This is a genomic window from Pseudonocardia tropica (assembly GCF_040105315.1).
Classification (GTDB): Bacteria; Actinomycetota; Actinomycetes; order Mycobacteriales; family Pseudonocardiaceae; genus Pseudonocardia; species Pseudonocardia alni.
This window is the reverse complement of the sequence record NZ_JBEDNP010000013.1, coordinates 101999-122289: the sequence shown is the minus strand read 5'-3', so window position 1 is coordinate 122289 and position 20291 is coordinate 101999. Positions and strand designations below refer to the sequence as shown.

Below are 20291 nucleotides of genomic sequence, written 5' to 3'. Positions count from 1 at the left end.
CTGCGATCCGGCATCACTGTGCGACCGCGCGCGGCGGGCGTTCGTCACCCGCAGTACGGTTCCGCAGTGACCTCCGAGGAGACCCGAGCGACCCGCTCCGAGACCGATGCGTACGCACCGGACCCGGCGACGACCGACCGGCTCCTGGGCGGTGCCCACCACGACCCCCACTCGGTGCTCGGCGCGCATCCGCACGTCGACGGCACCGTGGTCCGTGTCCTGCGGCCGCACGCCGTCTCGGTGGCGGTGCTGCCGAACGGTGACCGCGCGCAGGCCTGCGAGCTGACCAGGGTGCACGACGCCGGACTGTTCTCCGGCCTCGTCCCCGGCTCCGGCGGCGACTACCGGCTGCTCGTGACCTACGGCGACGGCGCCGGCGGCACGACCGAGCAGACGGTCGACGACCCGTACCGCTGGCTGCCGACGCTCGGCGACATGGACCTGCACCTCATCGGCGAGGGACGGCACGAACGCCTGTGGGACGTCCTCGGCGCACACGTCCGGGACTACGACACCCCCTCCGGCGCGGTCGCCGGTACCAGCTTCGCCGTCTGGGCCCCGAACGCCCGCGGTGTGCGGGTCACCGGTGACTTCGACGGCTGGGCCGGCTGGGCGCTGCCGATGCGCTCGCTGGGCGGCTCCGGGGTCTGGGAGGTGTTCCTGCCCGGCGTCGGCGTCGGCGACCGCTACAAGTTCCGCATCCTGGGCCCCGACGGCCGGTGGCGGGACAAGGCCGACCCGATGGCCTTCGCCACCGAGATCCCGCCGCAGACGGCGTCGGTCGTGACCCGCGACGTCCACGAGTGGACCGACGACGCGTGGATGGCCGACCGCGCGCAGCGCCGCCCGCACGCGGAGCCGATGAGCGTCTACGAGATGCACCTCGGCTCCTGGGTGCCGGGCCTGGACTACCGCGAGATCGCCGAGCGCCTCGTCGCCTACCTGGACACCACCGGGTTCACCCACGTCGAGCTGCTGCCGGTGGCCGAGCACCCGTTCGGCGGCTCCTGGGGCTACCAGGTGACCTCGTACTACGCGCCGACCTCGCGGTTCGGCACGCCCGACGACTTCCGGTACTTCGTCGACCGGCTGCACCGCGCGGGCTACGGCGTGATCGTCGACTGGGTGCCCGCGCACTTCCCGCGCGACGAGTGGGCGCTGGCCCGCTTCGACGGCACGGCCTGCTACGAGCACGCCGACCCGCGCCGCGGCGAGCAGCCCGACTGGGGCACGCTCGTGTTCGACTTCGGCCGCAACGAGGTGCGCAACTTCCTCGTCGCGAACGCGCTGTACTGGCTGGAGTCGTTCCACATCGACGGCCTGCGCGTCGACGCGGTCGCCTCGATGCTCTACCTCGACTACTCCCGAGCCGACGGGCAGTGGCTGCCCAACGTGCACGGCGGCCGGGAGAACCTGGACGCGGTCGCGTTCCTGCAGGAGATGAACGCGACCGTCTACCGGGAGCACCCGGGTGTGGTGACGATCGCCGAGGAGTCCACCGCCTGGCCGGGCGTCACCCGGCCCACCTACATGGGCGGTCTCGGGTTCGGGCTGAAGTGGAACATGGGCTGGATGCACGACACGCTCGACTACACCGGGCGCGACCCCATCCACCGCAGCTACCACCACAACCAGATGACGTTCTCGCTGATGTACGCGTTCAGCGAGAACTACGTGCTGCCGATCAGCCACGACGAGGTCGTGCACGGCAAGGGCTCGCTGTGGACCCGGATGCCCGGCGACGACTGGAACAAGGCCGCCGGTGTCCGTGCGCTGCTGGCCTACATGTGGGCGCACCCGGGCAAGCAGCTGCTGTTCATGGGCGGTGAGTTCGGGCAGCCGCGCGAGTGGTCCGAGCAGCGTTCGCTGGACTGGCACCTGCAGTACGACGAGCCGCTGCACGGCGGGATCACGACCCTGGTCGGCGACCTCAACCGGGTCTACCGGGACCACTCCGCGCTGTGGTCGCGCGACACCACCCCGGACGGCTTCGCCTGGATCGACGCCAACGACGCGCAGGGCAACGTGTTCTCGTTCCTGCGCCACGGCGTCGACGCCGAGGGCCGCGCCACCGTGCTGGCCTGCGTCGCGAACTTCTCCGGCGCCCCGCGCGAGGACTACCGGGTGGGGCTGCCGTTCGCCGGGAACTGGACCGAGGTCGTCAACACCGACGCGTCGGCCTACGGCGGGTCCGGGGTGGGCAACCTCGGCCGGGTCAAGGGCGAGCAGGTCATGTGGCACGGCCAGCCCGCGTCGGCGGTGCTGCGGCTCCCGCCGTCGGGTGTGCTGTGGCTGGTGCCGGAGGAGACCGGCGGCCCCGTGCTGTCCGCCCCGGCGCAGGAGGCGGCCCCGGCCGCGACGGTCCCGCCGCCGCTGCCGGCCGCCGCGCTGCCCGACGAGCCGGAGGACACCGACGTCGAGGCGCCGGTGACCCCGGACGACGACCTGCGGAGCTCCGCCGCCCCGGAGGGCCCGACCGACCTCGTCGACCCGGGGCCGGACGACTCCGAGGACACCCCGGACGCCGGTCCGGTCGCCACCTCGGTCACGCCCGCGCCCGGCACCGTCGGTGTCCGGGCGGTGCGCACCGGCACGTTCGTCAACGGGAGCTCCGGGACGGGCGCGTCGGACACGGGGACCACCGCGGGCGACTGACCTCCGCCCCCCGCGACCGGCCCGGCCCCCGCGCCGGGCCGGTCGCGGGTCAGCGCTCGGCCGTGTCGGGCTCCTCGCCGGGCAGGTCGGAACGGGCCGTCGTCGGCCGTGCCGGACCCGCGCTCCCCGTCACGGCGCCGCCCACCGGCGGACGGTCGCCGTCGACCGGTGACCTGCCCGACGCCTCGTCGTCGGGGCCCATCCAGACGCGCGCCATCGGCTCACCCCGTCACGCGCCGGTCGGCGGGCACCGCCAGTACCGCCAGGGCCCCCAGCGCGGCGACCGCCCCGAACGCGAAGAAACCCCACGGGTGGGCGAGGCCCGCGGTGAGCAGCACACCGCCGAGGAGCGGACCGCAGATCGCGCCGAGCCTGCCGATCCCGCTGGCCGCCCCGAGCGCCGAGGCCCGGGCGTGGTCCGGGTAGTGCCGGCTGACGAACGCGTAGACCAGCACCTGCGAGCTGAACACGAACACGCCCGCGAGCAGGACGCTCACGTAGATCCCGCCGCCGGGCAGCGGCACCGCGAGCAGCGCCAGGAAGACCGCGCCCGCGACGAACCAGCCGACCGTCGCCGTGCGCAGCCCGGTCCGGTCGGCGACCCGGCCCGCGACGAGCAGACCGACGATCGCGCCGACGTTCAGCACGAGCAGCTGGGCCAGCGCCGCGTCGAGCCCGTACCCGGCGACCCGCATGATCTGCGGCAGCCAGGTGTTGAGGCCGTAGACCAGCAGCAGCCCCATGAACGAGGCGACCCAGAACGCCACCGACGAGCGCAGGTAGCCGTCGCGGACGAGCTGGGCGACCGGGTTGCGCGACCCCGGCCCGGCGGGCCCGGCCGGTGCGGCCGCCGCGCGGGCCCCGGCGGGCAGCGTGTCCGGCAGGTACCGGGCCAGCAGTGGGACCAGCACGACCGCCGGGAGCGCACCGAGCACGAACATGGGCCGCCAGCCCCAGACCGGGATGACCAGGATCCCGAGCAGCGAGGTCGCGACGGCGCCGACGTGGTAGCCGGTCATCAGGGTCGTGGTCGCGCTGCCACCGCGCCCCGGCCTGCTGTGCTCGTTCACCATCGCCAGCGCCACCGGCAGCACCCCGCCCAGCCCCAGCCCGGCCAGGAAGCGCAGCGCGCCGAACGTCCACGGGCCGGTCGCGACCGCGCACAGCAGCGTCAGCACGGAGAACGCGACGACGGTCGCCAGCATCGCCCGGCGCCGTCCGACGAGGTCGGCGAGCGGGCCCGCCGAGAGGGCACCGACCATCACACCGAGCAGCCCGGCGGTGGACACCAGCGACGCCGTCGCCGGGGTCAGGCCCCAGGAGGGCTCCTCCAGCAGCGACGGCAGCACGACGCCGAGCACCACCAGGTCGAAGCCCTCGAGCGCCACCGCCGCCCAGCACAGTGGGGCCACCCGGCCCCCGTGGCGGACGACGTCGGGGGCGGTGGTGGGTCCGCGGGCGGGGTCGGGCCGTGACGTCTGCGCCATCCGGGAGCCTCCTTGCGTCTCGGGTGGCGCGGAGTCTGGACCGTCAGGCCGGTGCGCGGTTCGACTCTTCCGCAGAGCGGAAGGACCCGCCGGGAACCGGTCCGGTCGCCGGACGCAGCAGCGACCACCAGGTCACCAGGAGCACCGCCGTGTAGAGCGCCCGCCCGAGCGGGGTCGCCCAGCCGCCGTCGGCCCACAGGTCCGACCAGCTCACCGGGACGACGGCGAGACACCCGATCGCGACGACGACCCGGCGGCGGGTGTCCCCCGCCCGCCCGGACGCGACGAGCGCCAGCAGCCCGGGCACGAGCAGCAGCAGGTAGTTGTGCCAGGCGATCGGCGCGGCCAGCAGACCGGTGGCGAGCACCGCGAACAACGCCGTCCCGCCCGGGTCGGTGCCCGCGGCCGGGTCGGCCCCGTGCCGGCGGGTGCGCCGCCCGAGGTGGACGAGCGTGCCGACCGCGACCGCCGCGCCCGCCAGGGTCCCGACGACGGTCGGGATCCCCCAGCGCAGCGCCTGGCCCGGGAGCGAGGCGTTGTCCGGGGTGGGTCCGACCGGCTCGGACAGCGCCATCGCCAGCCACTGGAACGCCGTCGGCCATCCGGCGACGGCGACGCCGACGAGCGTCGCGACCGCCGCGGCGGCGATCCCGGCCGCGAACGGCCGCCACCGGGCCTGCACGGCGGGGAGCAGCAGCACCGGCGCGAGCGATGGCTTCAGGGCGACCGTCACGCCGTAGCAGGCGGCGGCCAGCAGCGGGTGCCCGCGCCGTTCGGCGACCCAGCCCGCGGTCAGCCCGGCCAGCAGCAGCGGGTAGATCTGGCCCAGCAGCAGCGTCCCGTGCAGCGGCGACGACGCCAGCACCACCGCGAGCGCGCCGGTCGTCCAGCGGCGGCCCGGCCGCAGCTCCCGGCAGACCAGCAGCACCGACCCGGCGACGAGCAGCGCCGACAGCGCCGTCAGCAGCCGGTAGCCGGCGACCGGGTCGATCAGCGCCAGCGGCGCGAGAAGCACCGACAGCAGCGGCGGGTTGAGGTTGTGCAGGCGGGCGCCGGTGTCGTAGATCGCGGCGCTGCCCGGGCCGTGCTGGACCAGCGCGTACGCCGAGGCCCGGAAGGTGTCGAAGTCGACGTGCATCCGTGCGATGTCGGTCGCCGGGATCCAGCGCAGCAGCGGCGGGCCGCCCAGCAGGAACAGCAGTGCCGCGGTCACCAGCGCGGCGACGGCGACGACCGGCGCCACCGGCCGGGCGAGGCGGTGCACGCCGTCGCGCACCGCACGCGCCCGCTGCGCCGTCCGCCCGGCCCACCCCGTCCGGACGGGGTCCGCCGCGGCGGGACCCGAGCGGAGGTCCGCGGTCACCGCGGGGCCCGCTGACCGGCCGATGCGGCCCCGGTCCCCGTGGGCACCGGATCCGGCGGCCGCGGGGTCCGCGGGTGGACCACCGGCGGCCGGTGGGTCATCGGGGCGGGGTCCGGCTCAGAACAGGGCGCGGGCGAGCGCGCGCCGGGCCGTGGCGACCCGCGGGTCGTCGGCCGGGAAGAGCTCGAAGAGGCCGACGAGGTGCCCGCGGGCCCGGTCGCGGTCCTCGCCCCCGGTCCGGGCGACGGTGCCGACCAGCCGGGTGAAGGCGGCCTCGACCCGGTCGGCGGCCAGCTCGGCGTCGGCCGCGGCGAGCTGGGCGTCGACGTCGTCGGGCGCGGCGTCGGCCCGCTCGATCGACGACGGGTCGGCCTGCTCGGCACGGGCGAGGAAGCGGACCTGCGCCAGCGCCGCCTTCGCCTGCTCGTTGGCGGGCTCGGTGTCGAGGATCGCGGTGTAGGCGGCCTCGGCGGCGGCGTAGTCGCCCTGCTCCAGGGCGTCCTCGGCGGCGGTGAAGCGCGGGTCCTCGGGCTCCTCGACGGGCTCGTCCGAACCGGCCGCGGCCGCCCGGCGCTCACCCTCGGCGATGGCGGGCATCCGGTCGCGCAGCGCGTCGAGCAGGGACCTCACCCACTCGGCGACCCGCTCCTCGGGGATGGCGCCGTTGACCGCGTCGACCGGCTGACCGCCGACGAGCACGACCAGCATCGGGACCTGCTGCACGCCGAACGCCTGGGCGACCCGGGGCTGGGTGTCGATGTCGACCCGGGCCAGGAGCCACGCGCCGCCACCGGTCGAGGCGAGCCGCTCCAGCTCGGCCGACAGCTGCTCCTCGCGCGGGTAGCGGCTGGCCCACAGCTCGACGACGACCGGGACCTGCAGCGACGGCTCGAGGACCTCGTTCTGGAAGCCCTGCTCGGTCGCGTCGACGACCCAGGAGCCGTCGCCCCCGTCGGGCGCGGGCGGACCGCCCGCGGCACCGCCGGACGGGGCGGGCCGGTTCGCCGCATCGGCACGGGCCTTCAGCCCGGAGAGGTCGACCGCCCCGGCCATGGCCGAGGACATCGCCGCACGCTGGGCCGCCTGACGAGGATCTGGGCGAGACACGCCGTCCATCCTGGCACGTCCGTGTGTCCGGCGTGACACGCCCCGCCCGGTGAAACGCGCCGCCGCGCGACGCATGCGCCCCACCCGGTCGGCGTCATCCCCCCGCCGGCTCCGAGCCCCGTTCCCTCCTCGACCGTTCCCCTTCCCGCCGCCCGGCCGCGCTGCCCCGTCCGGCCGCCCCTGCGCCGTTCGGTCGCCGGCCGGGCCCTCGGTGCAGGGCCGCACGGCCGACGGCGGGGACGGCGGCGCTCCCACGATCACCGGACCGGCGGAGCAACACCGGGCCTCGTCACTCGTTGAACACCCTGCAGGGACTCGATGCTGACTCTGCGTGATCGCGGCGGGGTGTTCCCCCGGTTGCCCCACCCCGCGGTCCCCTTCCCCGACAGAACGACCGCCGGCACCCCGGCGCACAACGGAGGGCTCCAACCCGATGAGCAACATGCAGACGACCGACAAGCCGACCCTGGCCTACGCGTCGCTGGCGCTGGGCATCATCGCGATCGCCGCGTTCCTCGTCCCGATCGCCGCCTGGATCCTGGGTGCCGCGGGCCTGGTCACCGGCTTCCTCGCCTACCGCAAGCCGGGCATGGCCACGCTCGCCCAGATCGGCATGACCGTCAGCTTCGTCGGCATCCTCGCCGGTGTGTACTACTTCTCGACGATCATGGCGGGCTGACGACGGCGCTCCTCGCGGTACGCCGCGACGACGACACGGCCTCCGGACCCGGCCCGGACGCCCGACGGCCGGTGACGGGTCTCCCGTCTCCGGCCGTCGTCGTCCCGGCCCTCGGCGCTCCGGTGACCCCGCCCGGCGGGCGTCGGTCGACAGGGCCCGTGGTCAGGCCGGCGCGGCGAGCCCGGCCAGCAGCTCCGCCGTCTCCTCCGGCCGGGTGAGCATCGGGAAGTGCCCGCCCGCGAGTTCCACGAGCCGCGCCCCGACCCGGTCCGCCTCCCGCCGTCCCGCGACGGGGCTGACGACCCGGTCCCCCGCGCACACCACCGACACCGTCGGCACCGCGGGCCACGACGGCAGCGGGCACGGCTCGGCGAGCAGCGACCAGTCCTGCGGGCGCAGCTCGGCCGCCGCGTCCGCGACCACGGCCCGCCCGTCACGTCCCGCCGCGTCGAGCTCGTCGGCGACGCCCCGGTAGAGCCCATCGGCGACCGCCCGCGCGTCCGGCCAGTACGTGCTGACCCCCGGGCCGCGACGGACCCCGGCGTCGTAGCCGGCGACCATCAGGTCGCGCTCGGCACGCATCCGGTCCCGGTAGGGACGACCCGGCTCGGGGACGAGCGCCGCGACGAGGACCAGCGCCCGGACCCGGTCGGCGATCCGGCCGGCGGCCGCGGTGGCCACGAGGCCGCCGAGCGAGTGACCGACCAGCACGACCGGCGGACCGTCGCCCCGGGGGCCGGGCCCGTCCGGACCGTCGCCGGCCCCGGCCAGGACCGCGTCGACGAGCCCGGCGTGGCCGACCCCCACGACGTCGGACGGGAGGTCCGGCGCGACCGACTCCACACCACGGGCCGCCAGGGCCCCGACCACCGGCGTCCACGACACACCGCGGTGCCAGGCGCCGTGGACCAGCACGACCCGGGCCGGGCCGGGTCCCCCGGGCCCCGGTACGGCCGGGGCCCTCACGCGCCGCTCGCGCGCAGGTGCTCCTCGACCCGCTCCACCTTGGCCTGCAGCTGCCCCTGGTACCCGGGCCGGATGTCGGCCTTGAGGACCAGGCTGACCCGCGGCGACACGGCGGTGACGGCCTCGACGGCGCGCTTGACCACCGCCATGCCCTCGTCCCAGGTCTCGGACTCGATGGTGGTGAACATCGAGGTGGTCTCGTTCGGCAGGCCGGACTCGCGGACCACCCGGACGGCCTCGACGACGGCCGCGCCGACGCTGCCGTCCCCGGAGTCCGATCCGGACGGGGCGATGCTGAAGGCGAAGAGCATGCCGACACCGTGCCACGCCCGGCGTACGGAACGGATCCGGTCACGGCACTTGCTAGCGTCGGTCCATGGCATCCCGCGGGTCGCTCCCCTTCGACCCGATCCAGCGTGCGGCCGAGCTCTGGGAGGAGCGGGTCGGCCCCGCGCGCACGATGGCGACGGTCACCAGCGTGATGCGGGTGCAGCAGATCCTGCTCTCGGCCGTCGACGCGGCGCTGCGACCGCACGGGCTGACCTTCGCCCGCTACGAGGCCCTGGTGCTGCTGGACTTCGCGCGCCGCGGAAGCCTCCCGATGCGGGTGATGGGCGAGCGCCTGCAGCTGCACCCGACGAGCGTGACCAACATCGTCGACCGCCTGCAGGGCGACGACCTCGTCCGGCGGATGCCGCACCCCACCGACCGCCGCGCCACCCTGGTCGAGCTGACCACCGAGGGGCGCGCCCGGCTGGAGAAGGCCACCGCCGCGGTGACCGGCATCGACTTCGGCCTGACCGGGCTGGACCCGGCCGAGGAGGAGCAGCTGACCGCACTGCTGCGCTCGGTGCGCCGCGCCGCCGGCGACTTCGCCTGACCCGCGCATCTCAGCCGGCCCGTCTCCGCCGTCGCGGCCCGCCCGGTGGCGGACCGCCGTGTCCCGGGCCGCGCCAGCTGCGCATCACCGATCCGCGGGGCGGCCGGGGCCACAGCATCCGCCGCACCGCGGCCCGCCCGGCCAGCGCTCCGCTGAGGCCCGACAGACCCACGCACGCCAGGTAGTCGATGAGGTCCACGGGCACGCTCCGGAGGGTTCGGGGTGGTGGTGACGCGGGTTGCGTCAACGGTGTTGACCCTACGACGGGGCACCGACAGAATCGGTCGCGTGCACGCTCCACCGCCCTCCCCCGACCGGCCCTCCCCCGACCGGCCCGGCACCGGCGCGGCGCTGCGGGCGGCGCGGGACCGGCGGGGCTGGTCCCAGTCCGAGGCGGCCCGCGCGCTGGCCGCGCTCGTCACCGGGAGCGGCGGCACCGCGCGGGCCGCGAGCCTGAAGACCCAGCTGTCGCGCTGGGAGAACGGCCACGCCGTCCCGGACGCCGCGCACCGCGCACTCCTGGCCGAGCTGTACGACAGCACCCCCGCCGGGCTCGGCCTCGCCGGCGCGACCGGGCCGGACCCCCTCGACGGGGCGGCGCGGCTGCGGGCGGCGCTGGAGCGGGCCGCCGCCGTCGGGGAGCAGGAGCTGGACCTGCTGCGCGCCCAGTGGGCCGCCACCGCCGCACTGGACGACCGGCTGGGCACGGCCGCCGCCCACGACGCGGTGGCCGCCGTGGTCGCCCAGCTGCGCGAGCCGGCCGCGCACGCGCGGGACCCGCGCCGGGTGCGGGCACTCACCGGGCTGCTCGCCGGGGCCGCGCTGCGGCTCGGGGACCAGGAACGCGACCGTGCCGCCCCGGACCGGGCGTGGGCGGCCTACGTCGAGGCGGAGTCCGCGGCCCTGCGGGCCGGTGACCCGGGCGCCGCGGACGAGGCCCGGCACCGGCGGGAGCGGCTGCTGGCCGAGCTGCCCGCCGTCGACGCGCAGGACGGCGCTCCGGATCCGGCCGGACCGCACGGCGGCGCCGCCGGACGGCGCGCGGCGACGTCGACGGGCGCCACGGGGCCCGGGGAGGCCGCCTCCGGGGACGGGGCCGGACACAGCGGCGAGACCGGGCAGGGCGGCGAGACCGGACGGGCCGCCCCCGGGCCGTGCCCGACCATCGACGTCCACACCGCCCCCGCGTGGCTCACCGTCGCCGACGGCCCGCCGCAGCGCCCGGTCCGCGAGCGCACCGACCTCGCCCTGGACGCGGTGCTCGCCGCCCTGCGTGACGGCGACGGCCCCGCCGCGCGGGCCGCCCACGCCCGGGCCCGTGCACTCGCCCTGCGCAGCGGGTCGCAGCGCGTCCTCGACCGGCTCGCGACGCTGCCCGGGGTCACGCCCCCCTGACCGAGGGGTATCAGCTCAGCCCGACTGCTCCAGCAGCTCGTCGGCGGCGGCCCACGGGTCCAGCTCGCCGCCCAGCACCCGCTCGGTGAGGGTGTCGAGCGCATCGCCGCCGCGCACCCGTTCCATCCGGGCCCGGACCTGTTCCATCCCGATGCCCTCGATCTCACGGCGCGCCCGCTCGCGGCGCCGCCGTTCCCGTTCACCGGACTTCCCGGCCCAGGCGAGGTGCTCGTCGAGGGCGTCGGCGACGGCCCCGATCCCCTCCGAGCGGGACGCGACCGTCGAGAGCACCGGCGGCTCCCACGGCTCAGTGCCGATGCTCGTGCCGCCTGCGCTCCTCCCGGCGTCGTCCGGGATGCGCAGGTGCAGCATGTTCCGCAGCTCGCGCACCGTGCGGCGGGCCCCCTCGCGGTCGGCCTTGTTGACCACGAAGACGTCGCCGATCTCCAGGATCCCGGCCTTGGCCGCCTGGACGCCGTCGCCCATCCCGGGCGCGAGCAGCACGACGGTGCTGTCGGCGAGCCCGACGATCTCCACCTCGGACTGCCCGACGCCGACGGTCTCGATCAGCACGACGTCGCAGCCCGCGGCGTCGAGTACGCGCAGGGCCTGCGGCGTCGCCCAGGACAGCCCGCCCAGGTGCCCGCGGGTGGCCATCGACCGGATGAAGACGCCGTCGTCGTCGGCGTGGTCGCCCATCCGTACCCGGTCGCCCAGCAGCGCCCCGCCGCTGAACGGTGAGGACGGGTCCACCGCCAGCACCCCGACCCGGCGCCCGCGCGCCCGCAGCTCGGTGACCAGCGCCGACGTCGAGGTCGACTTGCCCACGCCCGGGGACCCGGTCAGCCCGACGACGTGCGCCCGCCCGGTGTACGGCGACAGTGCCGCCGACACCTCCCGCAGCTGCGGCCCGGCGTTCTCCACCATCGAGATGAGCCGGGCGACGGCGAGCTGCTCGCCGCGGCGGGCGCGTTCCACCAGGTCGAGGGGGTCCGGCGGTCCGGGCACGGTCGGCCTCCTTGTCGGGGGGCGGATGCACGTCGGCCCCCGCCGAGGCGGGGGCCGACGTGGCCTGACGGAGATCAGGCCTTGGGGACGCGCACGATCAGCGCGTCGCCCTGGCCGCCGCCGCCGCACAGCGCGGCCGCACCGACGCCGCCGCCGCGCGCCTTGAGCGCGAACGCCAGGTGCAGCGCGATCCGCGCGCCGGACGCCCCGATCGGGTGGCCGAGGGCGATCGCGCCGCCGTCGACGTTCACCTTCTCCTCGTCGATGCCGAGCTTGCGGGCGGAGACGATGCCGACCGCGGCGAACGCCTCGTTGAGCTCGACCAGGTCGAGGTCGGCGGGCTGGATACCCTCCTTCTCGCACGCCTTGGCGATCGCGTTCGCGGGCTGCTCGTGCAGCGAGGCGTCCGGACCCGCGACGACGCCGTGCGCGCCGATCTCGGCGAGCCAGTCCAGACCCAGCTCCTCGGCCTTGGCCTTGCTCATCACGACCACGGCGGCCGCGCCGTCGGAGATCTGCGAGGCCGATCCCGCGGTGATGGTGCCGTCGGCGGCGAACGCGGGCCGGAGCTTGCCCAGGCTCTCCGCCGTGGTCTCCCCGCGGACGCCCTCGTCGGTGGAGAAGATCACCGGGTCGCCCTTGCGCTGCGGGATCTCGACCGGCGCGATCTCCTGGTCGAACGAGCCGTCCTGCGCGGCGCGGGCGGCGCGCTGATGCGAGCGGGCGGAGAAGGCGTCCTGCTCCTCGCGGGTCAGGCCGTAGCGCTCGTTGTACTTCTCGGTGGAGGCACCCATCGCGACCTGGTCGAACGCGCAGAACAGTCCGTCGTAGGCCATGTGGTCGGTGAGGGTGGTGTCGCCGAACTTGGTGCCCTCGCGGGACTTGGTGAGCAGGTGCGGGGCCTGGGTCATCGACTCCTGGCCACCGGCGACGACGATGTCGAACTCGCCCGCGCGGATGAGCTGGTCGGCCAGCGCGATGGCGTCGACACCGGACAGGCAGACCTTGTTGATGGTCAGCGCCGGGACGTCCATCGGGATGCCGGCCTCGACGGCGGCCTGACGCGCCGGGATCTGACCCGCACCGGCGGTGAGGACCTGGCCCATGATCGTGTACTGGACCTGGTCGGGGGCCACACCGGCCCGCTCGAGCGCGGCCTTGATGGCGACGCCACCCAGCTGGGCCCCGGAGAAGCCCTTCAGGGAGCCGAGCAGACGGCCCATCGGGGTGCGGGCGCCAGAGACGATCACGGTTCCGGACACGGGTCCTCCATCAGGCTTCGTTGTCAGGTGGGCCGCCACCATACCCACCGCCGCGCCCCGTCCGGACGCACCGAACGGTGGGGGTGAGCAGCGGCACAGGCTCCTACCGACGAGTAGAACCGGTAGCTTCTGCCCCCATGACGACAACCGAGGACGCCCTGTCGCCGCTGGTCGTGGCCGTGGACCACGTGGGCATCGCCGTGCCCGACCTGGACGAGGCCATCCGCTGGTACGCGGACAACCTGGGCCTGGTCGCGGTGCACACCGAGACCAACACCGAGCAGGGTGTGCGCGAGGCCATGCTGGGCGCCCCGGGCGAGGCGGCCGGCGCCACGAAGGTGCAGCTGCTCGCCCCGCTGAACGAGGACTCGACGATCGCGAAGTTCATCGGCCGCAACGGTCCGGGCCTGCAGCAGGTCGCCTACCGGGTGACCGACGTCGCCGCCGCGGCGGACGCGCTGCGGGAGAAGGGCCTGCGCCTGCTCTACGACGCCCCGCGCCGCGGCACGTCGAACTCGAAGGTCAACTTCGTGCACCCGAAGGACGCCGGCGGGGTACTGGTCGAGCTCGTCGAGCCGGCCGCCGACGCGCACTGACCGACGCGGCACGACCCCGTCCCGAAGGACAGTACGGACAGCCGGTGGGGTGTATCACGAAGGCCACTCGGGTATCTCCCTCACCGGCGACCTACGATTAAGATACTACGCAGTAGCGTGTGGTATCCCAAGCAACATCGGGTGAGCCCACCCGACTCCCCTGACAACGTCGCTATCGGAGGCCAGCAGTGAAGGACATCCGCGACGCCATCCTCGCCGGACAGTTCACCGACGTCGGAGGCCTGGAGGTGCCCGAGCACTACCAGGGCGTCACCGTCCGCGCCGAAGACGCGGACATGTTCGAGGGGCTGACCACCAAGGAGAAGGACCCGCGCAAGAGCCTGCGCGTCGAGGACGTCCCGGTCCCCGAGCTCGGCCCCGGTGAGGCGCTCGTGGCCGTCATGGCCAGCGCGATCAACTACAACACCGTCTGGACCTCGATCTTCGAGCCCGTCTCGACGTTCAGCTTCCTCAGGCGCTACGGCAAGCTCTCGCCGCTGGCCAAGCGGCACGACCTGCCGTACCACGTGGTCGGCTCCGACCTCGCCGGCGTCGTCGTGCGGACCGGGCCGGGCGTGAATACCTGGAAGCCGGGCGACCAGGTCGTCGCGCACTGCCTCTCGGTCGAGCTGGAGAGCCCCGACGGGCACTCCGACACGATGATGGACCCGGAGCAGCGCATCTGGGGCTTCGAGACCAACTTCGGCGGTCTCGCCGAGCTGGCGCTGGTCAAGTCCAACCAGCTGATGCCGAAGCCGGACCACCTCACCTGGGAGGAGGCCGCGTCCCCGGGCCTGGTCAACTCCACCGCCTACCGCCAGCTGGTGTCGAAGAACGGCGCCGACATGAAGCAGGGCGACGTCGTGCTGATCTGGGGCGCCTCCGGCGGCCTCGGCTCCTACGCCACCCAGTTCGCCCTCAACGGCGGCGCCACCCCGATCTGCGTCGTCTCCTCGGAGGAGAAGGCCAAGATCTGCCGCGACATGGGCGCGGAGCTGGTCATCGACCGCAACGCCGAGGGCTACAAGTTCTGGAAGGACGAGACCACCCAGGACCCGAAGGAGTGGAAGCGGCTCGGCGCGAAGATCCGCGAGCTCACCGGAGGTGAGGATCCCGACATCGTCTTCGAGCACCCGGGCCGCGAGACCTTCGGCGCGTCGGTCTACGTCACCCGCAAGGGCGGCCAGATCGTCACCTGCGCCTCGACCTCGGGCTACATGCACGAGTTCGACAACCGCTACCTGTGGATGAACCTCAAGCGGATCGTCGGCTCGCACTTCGCGAACTACCGGGAGGCCTACGAGGCCAACCGGCTCGTCGCCAAGGGCATGATCCACCCGACCCTGTCGCGGGTGTACTCGCTGGCCGAGACCGGCCAGGCCGCCAACGACGTCAAGCAGAACCTCCACCAGGGCAAGGTCGGCGTGCTCGCGCTGGCCCCCGAGGAGGGACTGGGTGTCACGAACCCGGAGAAGCGCGAGAAGCACCTCTCCGGCATCAACCGGTTCCGGGGCGTCTGACCTCCCCCGTCGCTCACCCGGAGGCCCCGTCCGTGTCACACGGACGGGGCCTCTGTCCATAGCGGGGTGAACCCCGTGACCCTCGGTGCCGAACTCATGTCTGTGGAACGTCGGCGACGGTACGGTGAACGACATGGCCGGTGACCACGATGTGCCCGTACCCCGGACCGGTTTCTCGATCGCGCGCCGCGGCTACGAGCAGGCGCAGGTCGACAGCCACCTGCGTCGGCTCGACGCCGAGGTGCGCATGTTGGCCGCCGACCGTGACGCCGCGGTCGCCCAGAACACCCGGCTGAGCCGCGAACTCGACGACGCCCGCAGCCGCACCGAGGCCATGCAGCAGCAGGTCAACCGGCTCGCCGGCCCGCCGCAGAGCGTGCAGGGCATGAGCGAGCGGCTCCGGTCGATGCTGCGCCTCGCCGAGGACGAGGTCGCCGCGATGCACGCCGCGGCGAACCGCGAGGTCGCCGAGCAGCGCCGCCAGGTCGAGGAGCACGCCCGCACCGTCGTCGAGGACGCGCGTGCCCGGGCCGGGCAGACCGTCGCGCAGGCCGAGGCCACGGCCGCGGAGGCCGCGCACCGGTCCGCCGAGCGCGAGCGCGCCGTCGAGGAGAAGCAGGCCCGCGTCGAGCGGGAGCTGGCCGCGCTGCGCGAGCGCACCGAGGCCGAGCTCGCCGAACGGCGCCGCGTCACCGAGGCCGAGCTGGCCGAGCGGCGCACGACGACCGAGCGCGACCTCGCCGAGCAGCGCAGCACCTCCGAGCGCGAGCTCACCGAGGCCGAGCGCACCGTCACCGCCCGGATCACCCGCGCCGACACCGAGGCCCGGGAGAACCGCGAGCAGATCGAGCACGACTTCCGGATCGCGATGGACCAGCGCCGTACCGAGGCGCTGACCTCGCTGTTCGCCGAGCGCGACGCGCTCGAGGCCGACATCTCGCGCCGTGAGCGCGAGGCCGCGGACCGGATCCGCCGTGACCTGGACCAGGCCCGCACCGACGGCGAGAAGATCCGGTCCGACGCCCGCCGGGACGCCGAGGAGACCACCTCCGCCGCCCAGCGCCGTGTCGAGCAGCTCACCGGGCTGCGCGCCCGGGTCGCCGAGCAGCTGCGTGGCGCCCGGTCGCTCATCGAGTCCGGCGTCGACGACCTCGACGCGGGCCCGGCCCTGGCCGACCTGCCCGCCGGCGAGCCGCCCGCGGGGCAGGCCCCCACCGAGCAGCCCCCGGGCGGGCCCCGGGCCGCCGAGCCGCACGCCGCCGGGGCTCCCGCCGCGCCGGGCACCGCCGACACCCCCGCGGGCACGCCCCGCACGGTCGAGGAGGCGGTCACGGCGAAGGAGCGCCGGTCCGCCGCGGCCGCGGAGAGCGAGCCGGAGCCCCCGACCGCGTCGGCGGGGAGCGGGTCCTCCGGGTCCGGCCGCCCCCGGCCCTCGCCGCGGGCCCGCAGCGGCTACGGCGGCAGCAAGCGCGCCGCACGCACCCGCTGACCGGAGCCGGGCGGCTCAGTGCCGCCGGAACCCCGCCCGACGGCGGTCGCGCGCGTTCCAGCACGGCAGGTGCCAGTGCCGCCGCTCCTCGACCCCGCGGCCGTCCTCGGCGGGCCAGGTCACCACGTGCGGCGTCCCCGAGGGCAGCAGCTGGTCGCAGCCGGGGCACCGGTAGTGCTTCACCGTGGTGCCACCCGGCACCCGGCGGACGTAGTGCTCGCCGTCGCGGCCGGTCTCGAGGTCGGTCGTCATGCCGCTACCGAGCGGCGGTGCGACGGGACGGCCCCGCCCCCGTTCCGAGGGGCGGGGCCGTCGCGCACGCCTGCCTGCCATGCTCCCAGTCTCCCAGGGAGATCGGGATCTCTCAGCGCTTGGTGTAGTCCCGGAACCCGTGTCCGGTCTTGCGCCCGAGCCGCCCCGCGGTGACCAGGTGCTCCAGCAGCGGCGCGGGGGCGAACCCGGCCTGGTGGAACTCGGCGTGCAGGGACTTCTCGATCGCCAGCGACACGTCGAGCCCGACGACGTCGAGCAGCTCGAACGGGCCCATCGGCAGCGCGCAGCCGGTCTTCATGGCGGCGTCGATGTCGTCGGCGGTGGCGTAGTGGGCCTCGAGCATCTTCACCGCGTCGTTCAGGTACGGGAACAGCAGCGCGTTGACGATGAACCCGGCCCGGTCGCCGCAGCTCACCGGCACCTTCTTGAGCTTCTGGCACACGTCGAGGACGGTGGCGGCCACGTCGCGCGAGGTGCCGATCGTGGACACGACCTCGACCAGCTTCATGACCGGCGCGGGGTTGAAGAAGTGCATGCCGATCACGTCGCCGGGGCGACTCGTGACCGCGGCGCACTCGACGACGGGCAGCGAGGACGTCGTCGTCGCCAGGATCGCGCCCGGCTTGCAGATCTCGTCGAGCGCGCCGAACATCGCCCGCTTGACGCCGAGCTCCTCGGCGACGGCCTCGACGACGAGGTCGACCTCGGCCATGTCCTCCAGCGCGGTGGTGCCGCTGATCCGGGCGAGGACGGCGTCGCGGCCCGCCTCGTCCAGCTTGCCGCGGGCGACCGCCTTGTCCAGGGACGTGCGCACCAGCGCGATCGAGCCCTCGACCTTGGAGTCGCTGCGGCCGCGGACGAGGACGTCGTAGCCGGCCTTGGCGAAGACCTCGACGATGCCCGAGGCCATGGTGCCGGTGCCGATCACGCCGACCCGCTGCACGCCGCGCAGGGTCACGTCGCCGGGCACGGCCGAGGCCGGGGTCTCGCCGTCGGCGACGACGGTGGAGCTGTGCGGGGCGGAGTAGGTGTAGAAGCCGCGTCCGGTCTTCCGGCCGAGCAGCCCGGCGGTGATCATCTGCTTGAACACCGGGTTCGGCGCGTGCATCAGGTTGCGCGACTCGCCGTACATCGTCTCGAGGATCTCGTAGGCGGTGTCCAGGCCGATGAGGTCGAGCAGGGCCAGCGGACCCATCGGGTAGCCGCAGCCGTAGCGCATGCCGGCGTCGAGGTCCTCGCGGCTGGCGTAGCGCTCGGCGTACATCTTCGCCGCGTGGTTCAGGTAGCCGAACAGCAGCGCGTTGGCGATGAAGCCGGCGCGGTCGCCGATGACGACCGGGACCTTCCCGAGGGAGTCGGCGAACGCCTGGACGTCGGAGATGACGTCGGGCTCGGTGACGACGGTCCGCACGACCTCGACCAGCTTCTGCACCGGTGCCGGGTTGAAGAAGTGCATCCCGACGACCTTGCCGGGCCGCGTGGTGCGCACGGCCAGCTCGGTGACCGACAGCGACGAGGTGTTCGAGGCGAGGATGGTGTCCTCGGCGACGACCTTGTCGACCTCGGCCAGCAGCGCGGTCTTGGCGTCCAGGCTCTCCGGGATGGCCTCGACGACCAGCTGCGCCGCCGCCAGGTCGGCCAGGACGGTGGTGACGGTGATGCGGCCGAGGAGCTCGTCGGCCTGCTCCCGGGTGAGCTTGCCGCGCTCGATGGCGCGGTCGGTCGAGGCGGCCAGGTGCGCCCGGCCGCGCTCCCCTGCCGCCTCGTCCACCTCGACGGCGATCACGTCGAGACCGTTGCGGGCGAAGACCTCGACGATGCCCGCCCCCATCGTGCCGAGGCCGACCACTCCGACGGTCCGGAACTCACGTGCCACGCTGCAACCTCCTGGATCGGGACAACCCTGTCTTCCGCGTCGGCGCCGATCCTGTCATCCCGAGCTGCTACCAGTGGGTAACATGCGACGAGGACCACCCCTAGGTGCAGGAACGGCCCTGGTCGTCGGGTGAGGGAGGATGCGGCTCAGCGCCCGTGCCGGGCCTTCACGATGCCGACGAGCGCCTGCATCGTCCGCGCGGTCCGCTTGAAGCTGGTGACGACGATCGGCATCCCGAACCGCTGCCGGGCGATCGACTGGGTGCGGGTGAACTCGCGGAGCCCGTCGGCGCCGTGGATGCGGCCGAAGCCGGACTCCCCCACCCCGCCGAAGGGCAGCGACGGGATCCCGGCGAAGGAGATCACGCCGTTGACCGAGACCATCCCGCAGCGCAGCCGCTCGGCGATCCGCTCGCCGTGCTTCGCGGAGAACACGGTCGCGCCGAGGCCGTAGCCGGTGGCGTTGGCGCGGCGGACCGCCTCGTCGACGTCGGGCACCCGGTTGACCACCACCAGCGGGCCGAAGGTCTCCTCGGTGACCGCGACGGAGTCCTCGGGCACGTCGGCGATGACGACCGGGGAGATCGACCCGCCGTGCGCGGGCACCGAGTCGGCGCCGCCGACGATCGCGCGGCCACCGCGCTCCAGGGCGTCGGTGACGTGCCGGCGCACGATCTCGGTCTGCGACGGCATCGTCATCGGCCCGAGGTCGCCCTCGCTCGTGGCCGTGCCGACCTGCAGCCTCGACGCCGCGGCGCGCACCTTCTCCAGGAACCGGCCCGCGACGGACTCGACGACGTAGACCCGCTCCACCCCGACGCAGGTCTGCCCCGCGTTGGACATCCCGCCCCAGACGGCGGCGTCCGCGGCGGCGTCGAGGTCGGCGTCGGCGTCGACGATCAGCGGGTCCTTGCCACCGCACTCCATGAGCACCGGCACCAGGTTCTCCGCGCAGGAGGCCATCACCCGGCGGCCGGTCGCGGCGGACCCGGTGAACGCGATCTTGCCGACGCCGGGGGCGCGGCACAGCTCGGCGCCGGTCGGCCCGAACCCGGTGACGACGGTCAGCAGCGGGTGGCGGCCCACCTCGGGAACGGCCTCGGCCAGCGTGCGGGCGATCTCGTGCCCGACTCCCGGGGTCAGCTCCGAGGGCTTGAACACCACGGTGTTGCCGGCGGCCAGCGCGTAGGCGATCGAGCCCATCGGCGTGAAGATCGGGTAGTTCCACGGCCCGATGACGCCGACGACGCCCAGCGGCCGGTACGCCACCGACGCCGCCTGGTTCGCCATCAGCAGGCCCGGGGACACCGAGCGCTTCCCGAGCACCTTCGCGGCGTTGGCCGAGGCCCAGTCCAGGTGGTCGATGGCGAGCACGACCTCGAGGCGGGCGTCGTCGAGGGGCTTGCCGGTCTCGGCGGCGACGACACCGGCGACCCGGTCGAGCTGCGCGACCAGCACCTTCTTCCAGGCCGCGAGCCGGCGACGGCGCTCGGCGAACCCGAGCCCGTCCCACCACACCCCGGCCTCGCCGGCGGCGCGGACGGCGGCGCGCACGTGCTCGCCGTCGTGGACGGGGTAGCGGGCGAGCTCCTCCCCGGTACGCGGCGACAGGGACGCGAAGTCCCCCGCCGCCGGCACGGCGGCGGTCGTGGGGACGGAGTCAGCGGCGGTGGCACTCACGTGGTCAGGCTAGACGCCGTGACAGGGCCCGGCCGGGCCCGCGCCGGCCCGGCCGG

18 protein-coding genes are annotated in these 20291 nt (G+C 74.8%); 7 read left to right on the top strand and 11 right to left on the bottom strand.

Going from position 1 to position 20291, the window contains the following annotated elements:
* Positions 1–66: 66 nt before the first annotated feature.
* A complete protein-coding gene (gene glgB / locus WHI96_RS20880; RefSeq protein ID WP_425571524.1) occupies positions 67–2655 on the top strand; it encodes a 1,4-alpha-glucan branching protein GlgB in 2589 nt (862 codons plus the stop codon).
* 49 nt (positions 2656–2704) lie between these two features.
* On the opposite strand, the gene WHI96_RS20875 is transcribed toward glgB, so the two are convergent.
* The 4 genes from WHI96_RS20875 to WHI96_RS20860 form a co-directional block, all read right to left on the bottom strand.
* Positions 2705–2872, bottom strand: a complete 168-nt coding sequence (locus WHI96_RS20875; protein WP_345641721.1) for a hypothetical protein — start codon at positions 2870–2872, stop codon at positions 2705–2707.
* A 4-nt stretch (positions 2873–2876) separates the two neighbouring features.
* Positions 2877–4142, bottom strand: coding sequence for an MFS transporter (locus WHI96_RS20870; RefSeq protein ID WP_345641723.1), 1266 nt, complete (start codon positions 4140–4142; stop codon positions 2877–2879).
* Between the two features lie 43 nt (positions 4143–4185).
* The gene (locus WHI96_RS20865; RefSeq protein ID WP_345641725.1) at positions 4186–5505 is read right to left on the bottom strand and encodes a glycosyltransferase family 87 protein; all 1320 of its coding nucleotides are present in this window, start codon (positions 5503–5505) and stop codon (positions 4186–4188) included.
* Positions 5506–5622: 117 nt separating this feature from the next.
* Positions 5623–6570, bottom strand: a complete 948-nt coding sequence (locus tag WHI96_RS20860; protein ID WP_345641727.1) for a tetratricopeptide repeat protein — start codon at positions 6568–6570, stop codon at positions 5623–5625.
* A gap of 475 nt (positions 6571–7045) precedes the next feature.
* Here WHI96_RS20860 and WHI96_RS20855 point away from each other — a divergent pair, with 475 nt between their 5' ends.
* Positions 7046–7291 carry a hypothetical protein gene (locus WHI96_RS20855; RefSeq protein ID WP_345641730.1) on the top strand — a complete coding sequence of 82 codons (246 nt, stop codon included), beginning with the start codon at positions 7046–7048 and terminating at the stop codon, positions 7289–7291.
* A 162-nt stretch (positions 7292–7453) separates the two neighbouring features.
* On the opposite strand, the gene WHI96_RS20850 is transcribed toward WHI96_RS20855, so the two are convergent.
* Together WHI96_RS20850 and WHI96_RS20845 are read right to left on the bottom strand one after the other, a co-directional pair.
* On the bottom strand, positions 7454–8257 hold the full coding sequence (locus tag WHI96_RS20850; RefSeq protein WP_345641733.1) for an alpha/beta fold hydrolase: 804 nt from the start codon (positions 8255–8257) through the stop codon (positions 7454–7456).
* A complete protein-coding gene (locus WHI96_RS20845) occupies positions 8254–8568 on the bottom strand; it encodes a thiamine-binding protein (protein ID WP_345641736.1) in 315 nt (104 codons plus the stop codon). Before WHI96_RS20845 ends, WHI96_RS20850 begins: the two co-directional genes overlap by 4 nt.
* Before the next feature lie 65 nt (positions 8569–8633).
* Here WHI96_RS20845 and WHI96_RS20840 point away from each other — a divergent pair, with 65 nt between their 5' ends.
* Complete coding sequence (locus WHI96_RS20840) at positions 8634–9137, top strand: MarR family winged helix-turn-helix transcriptional regulator (protein WP_345641740.1); 504 nt, start codon at positions 8634–8636, stop codon at positions 9135–9137.
* Positions 9138–9425: 288 nt separating this feature from the next.
* Positions 9426–10532, top strand: a complete 1107-nt coding sequence (locus WHI96_RS20835; protein WP_345641742.1) for a hypothetical protein — start codon at positions 9426–9428, stop codon at positions 10530–10532.
* Between the two features lie 15 nt (positions 10533–10547).
* On the opposite strand, the gene meaB is transcribed toward WHI96_RS20835, so the two are convergent.
* Together meaB and WHI96_RS20825 are read right to left on the bottom strand one after the other, a co-directional pair.
* The gene (meaB, locus tag WHI96_RS20830; RefSeq protein WP_345641745.1) at positions 10548–11540 is read right to left on the bottom strand and encodes a methylmalonyl Co-A mutase-associated GTPase MeaB; all 993 of its coding nucleotides are present in this window, start codon (positions 11538–11540) and stop codon (positions 10548–10550) included.
* Positions 11541–11614: 74 nt separating this feature from the next.
* Positions 11615–12802, bottom strand: a complete 1188-nt coding sequence (locus WHI96_RS20825) for an acetyl-CoA C-acetyltransferase (RefSeq protein ID WP_345641747.1) — start codon at positions 12800–12802, stop codon at positions 11615–11617.
* Positions 12803–12939: 137 nt separating this feature from the next.
* On the opposite strand from WHI96_RS20825, the gene mce reads away from it, so the two are divergent.
* From mce to WHI96_RS20810, 3 genes are all read left to right on the top strand, one after another.
* Positions 12940–13398 carry a methylmalonyl-CoA epimerase gene (mce, locus tag WHI96_RS20820; protein WP_345641750.1) on the top strand — a complete coding sequence of 153 codons (459 nt, stop codon included), beginning with the start codon at positions 12940–12942 and terminating at the stop codon, positions 13396–13398.
* 188 nt (positions 13399–13586) lie between these two features.
* Positions 13587–14918, top strand: coding sequence for a crotonyl-CoA carboxylase/reductase (ccrA, locus tag WHI96_RS20815; RefSeq protein WP_345641754.1), 1332 nt, complete (start codon positions 13587–13589; stop codon positions 14916–14918).
* Between the two features lie 133 nt (positions 14919–15051).
* On the top strand, positions 15052–16407 hold the full coding sequence (locus WHI96_RS20810; protein ID WP_345641757.1) for a coiled-coil domain-containing protein: 1356 nt from the start codon (positions 15052–15054) through the stop codon (positions 16405–16407).
* Between the two features lie 15 nt (positions 16408–16422).
* On the opposite strand, the gene WHI96_RS20805 is transcribed toward WHI96_RS20810, so the two are convergent.
* The 3 genes from WHI96_RS20805 to WHI96_RS20795 all read right to left on the bottom strand — a co-directional run bounded on the left by WHI96_RS20805 (position 16423) and on the right by WHI96_RS20795 (position 20235).
* Positions 16423–16659: an Rv1322 family protein gene (locus WHI96_RS20805; protein WP_345641761.1), complete on the bottom strand. Its 237-nt coding sequence runs from the start codon at positions 16657–16659 to the stop codon at positions 16423–16425.
* 112 nt (positions 16660–16771) lie between these two features.
* Positions 16772–18556 (bottom strand): 3-hydroxyacyl-CoA dehydrogenase family protein, encoded by a 1785-nt coding sequence (locus tag WHI96_RS20800; RefSeq protein ID WP_345641764.1) that lies wholly within the window; start codon positions 18554–18556, stop codon positions 16772–16774.
* A 146-nt stretch (positions 18557–18702) separates the two neighbouring features.
* A complete protein-coding gene (locus WHI96_RS20795) occupies positions 18703–20235 on the bottom strand; it encodes an aldehyde dehydrogenase family protein (protein WP_425571526.1) in 1533 nt (510 codons plus the stop codon).
* Positions 20236–20291 lie beyond the last annotated feature (56 nt).

Coding starts and splice junctions, on each gene's coding strand:
- WHI96_RS20875 (WP_345641721.1), bottom strand. CDS start 2,872: ATGGCGCGCGTCTGGATGGGCCCCGACGACGAGGCGTCGGGCAGGTCA.
- WHI96_RS20810 (WP_345641757.1), top strand. CDS start 15,052: ATGGCCGGTGACCACGATGTGCCCGTACCCCGGACCGGTTTCTCGATC.
- WHI96_RS20805 (WP_345641761.1), bottom strand. CDS start 16,659: ATGACGACCGACCTCGAGACCGGCCGCGACGGCGAGCACTACGTCCGC.
- mce (WP_345641750.1), top strand. CDS start 12,940: ATGACGACAACCGAGGACGCCCTGTCGCCGCTGGTCGTGGCCGTGGAC.
- WHI96_RS20860 (WP_345641727.1), bottom strand. CDS start 6,570: ATGTCCTCGGCCATGGCCGGGGCGGTCGACCTCTCCGGGCTGAAGGCC.
- WHI96_RS20840 (WP_345641740.1), top strand. CDS start 8,634: ATGGCATCCCGCGGGTCGCTCCCCTTCGACCCGATCCAGCGTGCGGCC.
- WHI96_RS20845 (WP_345641736.1), bottom strand. CDS start 8,568: ATGCTCTTCGCCTTCAGCATCGCCCCGTCCGGATCGGACTCCGGGGAC.
- WHI96_RS20870 (WP_345641723.1), bottom strand. CDS start 4,142: ATGGCGCAGACGTCACGGCCCGACCCCGCCCGCGGACCCACCACCGCC.
- WHI96_RS20855 (WP_345641730.1), top strand. CDS start 7,046: ATGAGCAACATGCAGACGACCGACAAGCCGACCCTGGCCTACGCGTCG.